The sequence below is a fragment of the Nocardioides asiaticus genome (assembly GCF_040049175.1).
Taxonomy (GTDB): domain Bacteria; phylum Actinomycetota; class Actinomycetes; order Propionibacteriales; family Nocardioidaceae; genus Nocardioides; species Nocardioides cheoyonin.
The window spans coordinates 321,209-327,377 of the sequence record NZ_JBDZDM010000007.1; the positions used below are offsets into that span (position 1 = coordinate 321,209).

A 6,169-nucleotide genomic window follows, 5' to 3' on the forward strand; every position below is an offset into this window, starting at 1 on the left:
GGCGTCCGTGCCCCGTCGGCCCGAAAGGCCGAGCGGCGTCAGATGCGGTACGCCGCGCGGAGCCCCGCGAACCAGTCCCCGAACGCCGGGATCTCCCAGTCCAGCGCCAGCGCGAGCGCGGCGTCGGCGTGGCAGCGGGCGCTCTCGGCCTTCCCCGCGGCAGCGGCGGCCATCGCGAGGTAGGCGTCGACCGGCCCGAGCGCGAGCGCGCCACCGGTGGTGGAGCAGCTTCGCCCGGCGTACGGCAGCAGGCGGTCGTACGCCGCCGCGGCGTGCTCGTCCCATCCTTCGTCGTCGCGCAGGTACAGCGCGAGCTCGGCGGCATGGCACCAGGCGAGCAGCGACACCTCGTTCTCGTGGTCGAGTGTGGCCTCGCCGAGGGCACCGCGCTCGGCGGCGTACGACCGGGCACGCTCGTGCTCGCCGGCGCGCCAGAGGTAGACGGCGACGCTCGCCGCGAAGGGGTACGGCGAGGCGTCGAACTCCACCACGACCGGCACTCCCTCCCCGGCCCGGCCCTGCCACAGCCGCACGCAGAGCAGCGTGGAGAGCACCGCCTCGTCGGCGTGCGGGTGGGACAGCTCGCGGACCCGCGACCGGAGGACCGCCAGCCGCTCCTCGGCCTCGTCGAGCCGCCCGGCGAGCGCCAGCCACGGCAGCTCGATCTGGTCCAGCATGACGAGCCCGAAGATGATCCGGAGTCGCTCGGCGATCGCCCGCGCATCGGCCACCGCGGCGAGCATCTCGTGCGGCCGGCCGAGCTCGGCGAGCACACCGGCGCGCATGACGCCCGAGACGAGCAGCATCCTCACGCTGCTGGTCTCGTGCGCCAGCGCCACCGCGCGCGTCACCCAGGCGAGCCGCTGCTCGGCGTCTGCCGGCGAGCCGAGGGCGACGTTGCCGACCAGGCAGCCGCCGAGCACGAGCCGCTGGTCCTCGACCCGCTCGGCCATCGCGATGCCCTCCTCCACCAACCGGCGGCGCGTGTCGAGCGGGACGCTTTCGCCGAGCTCGTTGGCCAGCGCGAGCAGGCTGCTCGCCCGCAGCCCGCTGTCGCCCGGGGGCAGCCGGTCGAGGGTCCCGCGCAAGGCAGCGACCACCGTGTCGTTGACGGCGCCGGGCTCCGCCGAGCGCCAGAAGACCGACTGGGTGGCGGCGAACGCCGCGTGCGCCACAGCCTCGGGGTCCCGCATCCGCTTGGCGACCTCGATCGCCTCCTCCGCCGCCTCGACCAGCGGCGGCAGCAGCGCCGCCCACCGGTAGGACTCGATCAGCGCCATCAGTACGTCGTACCTGTCCTCGAGCGTGCTCTCCGGGTCGTCCTCGAGCGCGCGCAGCGCCGCCTTGAGCAGGTCCGCCGCCTCGACGTACGCGTGCAGCCGGCGGGCCACCTGGGACGCCGCGGCGGCGGCGAGCCAGGCCCGGCCGGCGTACGACGGGCCAGCGGCGAGCCAGTGCCTCGCAATCTCCGTCTCGCGGCCGGGGCGGCCGGTGAGGGCCTCGGCGAGACGGGCGTGGACCCGCGCACGGCGCGCGACCGAGAGGCCGGCACGGAGGGTGTCGCGGACGAGGCTGTGCGCGAAGACGTAGGCGTCTACCCCACGCTCCCGCACCAGCCCAGCCGCGAGAGCCGGCTCGACGAGGTCGTGGACCTCGTCGACGTGGTGACCGGTGGCGGCGCCGACCACGGACGCCTCGAAGGCCCGGCCGGCGAGCGCCGCCGTCCCGAGCACGGTGACCGTCTCCGCCGGGAGCCGAGCCACCCGACGCCCGAGCACCTCGGTCACCGCGCGCGGCGCCTCGCCGGCGAGCAGGTCCTCGAGTCCACGCTCGGCGGCCAGCCGGGCGTACTCCACGAGGAAGAACGGGTTCCCCTCGGTCCGCTCGACGAGCCACTGCCCCTGCTCGGCGCTCACCTCGGTGCCGGACACCGCCGCGACAATGTCCGCTGCGGCGGCAGCGGCGAGCCCGCCCAGCTCGAGGCGTACGGCGTGGGCTCGGGCCAACGCCTCTGCGACGTCCGCGAGCGGTCCGGTCGGCTCAGGGTCCGGACGCCAGGTGACGACCACGAGGAGGGGCACGGCCGCGGCGCTCTCGAGCAGCAGCCGCAGCACCCGCAGACTGGACGCGTCGGCCCAGTGCAGGTCGTCGATCATCAGCACCGTGGGGCGCTCGGCCGTGGCGGCGAGGACCTGGCCGCAGATCCGCTCCCAGACCCGGAACGCCGCGCCGGTGTCGTCGCCGGCGACCTCCGGGAGCCGCTCCCCCAGCCCGGCCAGCACCGACTTCCAGGGCCACAGCGGAGGCGCCCCGTCGTCCTGCGAGCACCTCCCCGTCGCCACCCGCGCGCCCCGTCGGCGGGCCTCGACGGCCAGCTCGGCCGCGAGCCGCGACTTGCCGATCCCCGGCTCCCCCGTCAGCACGGCATACACCGGGGTGCCGGACAGCGCCCGCTCGAGTGCACCGACGAGGGCGCCGAGCTGCCGGTCCCGCCCGGCGAGCGGCCAGGGCGCCACCGCCCTCGCGGTGTCCCCGCCGGCGTCCCCGCCGGCGCCCGCAGCGTCATGGGCCGACGACCGCGGACTGGGTACGACGGCGGCCGGCTCGGCCGCGGGGGCGACCCAGTCCAGCCGTGGGTCCTGGCGAAGCACCGCGGTCTGCAGCTCCCGCAGCTCGGCCGACGGCTCGAGGCCGAGCTCCTCGTCGAGGATCTCCCGGAGCCGGCGCAGAACGTCGAGCGCGTCGGCCTGACGGCCCGACCGGGTCAGCGCGACGGCACGCAGGGCCCACAGCCGTTCGCGCAGCGGGTGCTCGTGGGTGAGCAGCTCGAGCTCCGCGGCCGCAGGCCCGTGGTGGCCGAGGGCGAGGTCGACGACGGCGCGGTCCTCGAGCGCGAGCAGCCGGAGCTCCTCCAGCCGGGCGCGCTCCGCCACGGCCGCCGGGGCGTCGCCGAGGTCGGCGTACGGGATCCCTCGCCAGAGCCGCATCGCCTCGTCCAGCGCGTCCGCGGCGCCCTGGAGCGCCGCCGCCGGCAGCGGCGAGGGGCCGAGCGGCCCGACCGGCCGCAGCAGGCGGTGCTGGTCGCTGGCGGCCCCCTCGAAGACCGCGACGTCGAGCTCCTCGGGCGTCACCGCGAGCGCGTAGCCGGCCCCGACGGTCACGAGCACCGTCGCCGGCGCCCGGGGCGGCCGGTCCGGCTCGAGCGCGCGGCGCAGCTGCGAGACGTAGCCCTGCAGCGTCGTCGCCACGCCCGGTGGCGGCGTGTCACCCCACAAGTGGTCGACGAGGGCGTCCACGGAGACCGGCCGGCCGCGGGAGAGCGCCAGCGCGGCGAGCAGGGCGCGCTGCTTCGGCGTACCGAGGTCCACCTCGTCGCCGCCACGCGTCACAGCGATCGGCCCCAGCACGCGCGCCAGGACCGGCGCCCGTACCACGGTCCCCACCGTCCGCACTGTAGGGCCCAAGTCGGCTCCCAGTCGTCCCCAAGTTGCGGGAGGCAGCCTCCTCGACCGAGAAGGACGCCGCGCCCTGACACCGAGGAGGCCGGCCCGAGCCGCGCGACGGAGCGCGGAGAAGAACGAGGAGCAGACGATGAGCAACCAGCTCGACATCCTGCCCGCCACCGCCCTGCGCACCCTGTGGGACGGCAACGGGAGCGACCGCATCCACCTCGCCGGCGACCCCGGCTACGACGCCGCGCGGGTCCCCTGGAACGTCGCCGTCGACCAACGGCCGGCGGCAGTCGTCGAGGTACGCAGCCCCGAGGAGGTGAGCGAGGTCGTCCGTACGGCGGCGCTCGCCGGCCTCCGCGTCGCGCCGCAGTCGACCGGCCACAACGCCGGGCCGCTGGCCGCGCACTGCCTCGACGACGTCGTCATCGTGCGCACCGGCCGGCTCGACGAGGTCTCCGTCGACGAGCAGCGCGGCATCGTCCGCGTCGGCGGCGGCGTGGTGTGGGACCCCGCCGTCCAGGCCGCGGCCAAGAGCGGCCACGCCGTCCTGCACGGCTCCTCCCCCGATGTCGGCGTCGCCGGCTACACCCTCGGCGGCGGCCTCGGCTGGTACGCCCGGCAGCTCGGCCTCGCCACGAACAGCCTCACCGCCGTGGAGCTCGTCATCGGCGACGGCAGCATCGTGCGCGCCGACGCCGAGCACAACCGGGAGCTCTTCTGGGCCCTCCGCGGCGGTGGCGGCAGCTTCGGCGTGGTCACCGCGCTGGAGTTCCGCATGTACCCGATCGAGACGGCGTACGCCGGGATGATGGTCTGGGATCTCGGGCAGGTCGAGCCCGTCCTGCGGGAGTACGCCGCCTGGGCGGCCGCCGCCCCGGATGAGGCCTCCACGTCCTTCCGCGCCATGCGGCTCCCCGACGTACCCGACATCCCGGAGGGCTTCCGCGGCAGCAGCCTGGCCGTCATCGACGGCGCGGTGCTCGGCTCCGACGAGCGCGCCCGGGACATCCTGGCGCCGCTGCGGGCGCACCGGCCGCTGCTCGACACCTTCGGCCGGGTCCCGGTGCACACCCTCCCCCGGATCCACATGGACCCCGAGGGCGGCGCGCCGTTCACCTCCGACAGCTCGATGCTCGGCAGCCTGCCCGAGGCGGGCGTGGACGCGTTCCTCGCCGCCGCGGGACCGGACGTCGAGACGCCGCTCATGATGGTGGAGCTGCGCCAGATCGGCGGCGCCGTCGGCCGACCGGCCGAGGGCGGGGGCGTGCTGAGCCACCTCGAGGGCGACTTCGTCCTCTTCGCGGGTGGCATGGCGCCCACCGCCGAGATCGGCGGCTTCATGCGCGCCGAGGCGAGCCGGGTCGTCGCCGCCCTGGCGCCGTGTGCCAACGGCCGGACCTACCTCAACTTCGCCGAGGACCCGGTCGACACGAAGACCGCCTACCGGTCGGACGCCTGGCTGCAGCTGAAGGGCATCCGCTCGGCGGTCGACCCGTACGGCGTCTTCGCGGCCAACCACCCGGTGCCGCGGCTCTACGAGGGCGGCCGCGTCACCGACTGAGGCGTCCCCACCTCGGCCCCGGTGCCGGCTCCGCGCTCAGCGCGACCAGTCGGCGCCGGGGTCGCGGGACTCCAGCCACGACTGGAAGCCGATGAGGGACTCCGGCGACATGGCCAGCTCCAGCGTCCGCGGGCCGGAGCGGCACACGACCACCACGTGGTCGGGGTAGAGCGACATCTGCTCCAGTCCCTCGGGTGCGCGGCTGGAGAGGTAGGTGAGCTCGCGGCGGTACCAGATCCGCTTGGGCCGGGGCGAGAGCGAGAAGATGCGGAACCACTCCAGCGACGAGCCGGAGTAGCGACCGACCCCGAGCAGCCAACCGCGTCCGGGGCGGCCGCCCCGGACGCGGTGACTCAGCTCGAAGGTGCCGCCGTGCCGGCTGAGAAGACGCCGTCGCACCATGAGCGCGACGGCGTACACCAGGATGAGCGCGAGCAGGATGCCGGCCGCCTCCAGCGACCACTCCCACCACGCCATCCAGAGCCGCTCTCAGCGCTAGGAGGTCTTGGTCGCGGCGTCGACCCGGGCCTGGGCCAGGAGTACGGCGGGGTCGAAGTCGGCGCCTGCCCCCGCCGCGGACCTGGCCGCGTCGAGGTCGGCGCGCGCCTGCGCGGCGTCGATCTCCTGCCCGAGCCAGATGTGCTCGGAGAGGATCGACACCCGGTCGTGGGCCACCGAGATGAAGCCCCCGTCGACCGACGCGACTACTCGCCGACCGCTGGCCGGGACGATCTCGACGACGCTCGGCACGAGCAGGGACAGGATGGGCGTGTGGCCACGCAGGACCCCGATGTCGCCGTCGACCGTCCGCGCGTTGACCTGGGCGGCCTCCCCCGACCACACGGTGCGGTCGGCGGAGACCAGCTCCACGTGCAGGGTGTCCGCCATGATCAGAGGCTCTTCTGGATCTCGGCCCACTTCCGCTCGACGTCGTCCAGACCGCCGCACATGAAGAAGGCCTGCTCGGCCACGTGGTCGTACTCCCCGTCGGCGATCTTGTTGAACGCCTCGATGGTCTCCGAGACCGGCACGGTCGAGCCCTCGATGCCGGTGAACTGCTTGGCCACGTAGGTGTTCTGCGAGAGGAACCGCTGGATCCGCCGCGCCCGGGAGACGATGATCTTGTCCTCCTCGGACAGCTCATCGACACCGAGGA

Annotated in this window: 5 protein-coding genes; 1 reads left to right on the top strand and 4 read right to left on the bottom strand. The window is 75.1% G+C overall.

Going from position 1 to position 6,169, the window contains the following annotated elements; genetic code table 11:
* Window positions 1-38 precede the first annotated feature (38 nt).
* Window positions 39-3,443 carry an ATP-binding protein gene (locus ABLE53_RS23280; RefSeq protein WP_348861561.1) on the bottom strand — a complete coding sequence of 1,135 codons (3,405 nt, stop codon included), beginning with the start codon at window positions 3,441-3,443 and terminating at the stop codon, window positions 39-41.
* A gap of 148 nt (window positions 3,444-3,591) precedes the next feature.
* Between ABLE53_RS23280 and ABLE53_RS23285 the strand changes: the two genes are divergently transcribed.
* The gene (locus tag ABLE53_RS23285; protein WP_348861562.1) at window positions 3,592-5,013 is read left to right on the top strand and encodes an FAD-binding oxidoreductase; all 1,422 of its coding nucleotides are present in this window, start codon (window positions 3,592-3,594) and stop codon (window positions 5,011-5,013) included.
* 36 nt (window positions 5,014-5,049) lie between these two features.
* Here ABLE53_RS23285 and ABLE53_RS23290 read toward each other — a convergent pair whose 3' ends face one another.
* The 3 genes from ABLE53_RS23290 to ABLE53_RS23300 form a co-directional block, all read right to left on the bottom strand.
* The gene (locus ABLE53_RS23290) at window positions 5,050-5,490 is read right to left on the bottom strand and encodes a DUF2550 domain-containing protein (RefSeq protein WP_348861563.1); all 441 of its coding nucleotides are present in this window, start codon (window positions 5,488-5,490) and stop codon (window positions 5,050-5,052) included.
* 18 nt (window positions 5,491-5,508) lie between these two features.
* Window positions 5,509-5,901: a F0F1 ATP synthase subunit epsilon gene (locus ABLE53_RS23295; RefSeq protein WP_348861564.1), complete on the bottom strand. Its 393-nt coding sequence runs from the start codon at window positions 5,899-5,901 to the stop codon at window positions 5,509-5,511.
* Between the two features lie 2 nt (window positions 5,902-5,903).
* Window positions 5,904-6,169, bottom strand: a 266-nt coding sequence (locus ABLE53_RS23300) for an ATP synthase beta subunit C-terminal domain-containing protein (protein ID WP_484555213.1), incomplete at its 5' end; no start/stop codon positions are given.

Excerpts from the sequence above, each read along its gene's own strand:
- ABLE53_RS23290 (WP_348861563.1), bottom strand. The coding sequence starts at position 5,490 with ATGGCGTGGTGGGAGTGGTCGCTGGAGGCGGCCGGCATCCTGCTCGCG.
- ABLE53_RS23295 (WP_348861564.1), bottom strand. The coding sequence starts at position 5,901 with ATGGCGGACACCCTGCACGTGGAGCTGGTCTCCGCCGACCGCACCGTG.
- ABLE53_RS23285 (WP_348861562.1), top strand. The coding sequence starts at position 3,592 with ATGAGCAACCAGCTCGACATCCTGCCCGCCACCGCCCTGCGCACCCTG.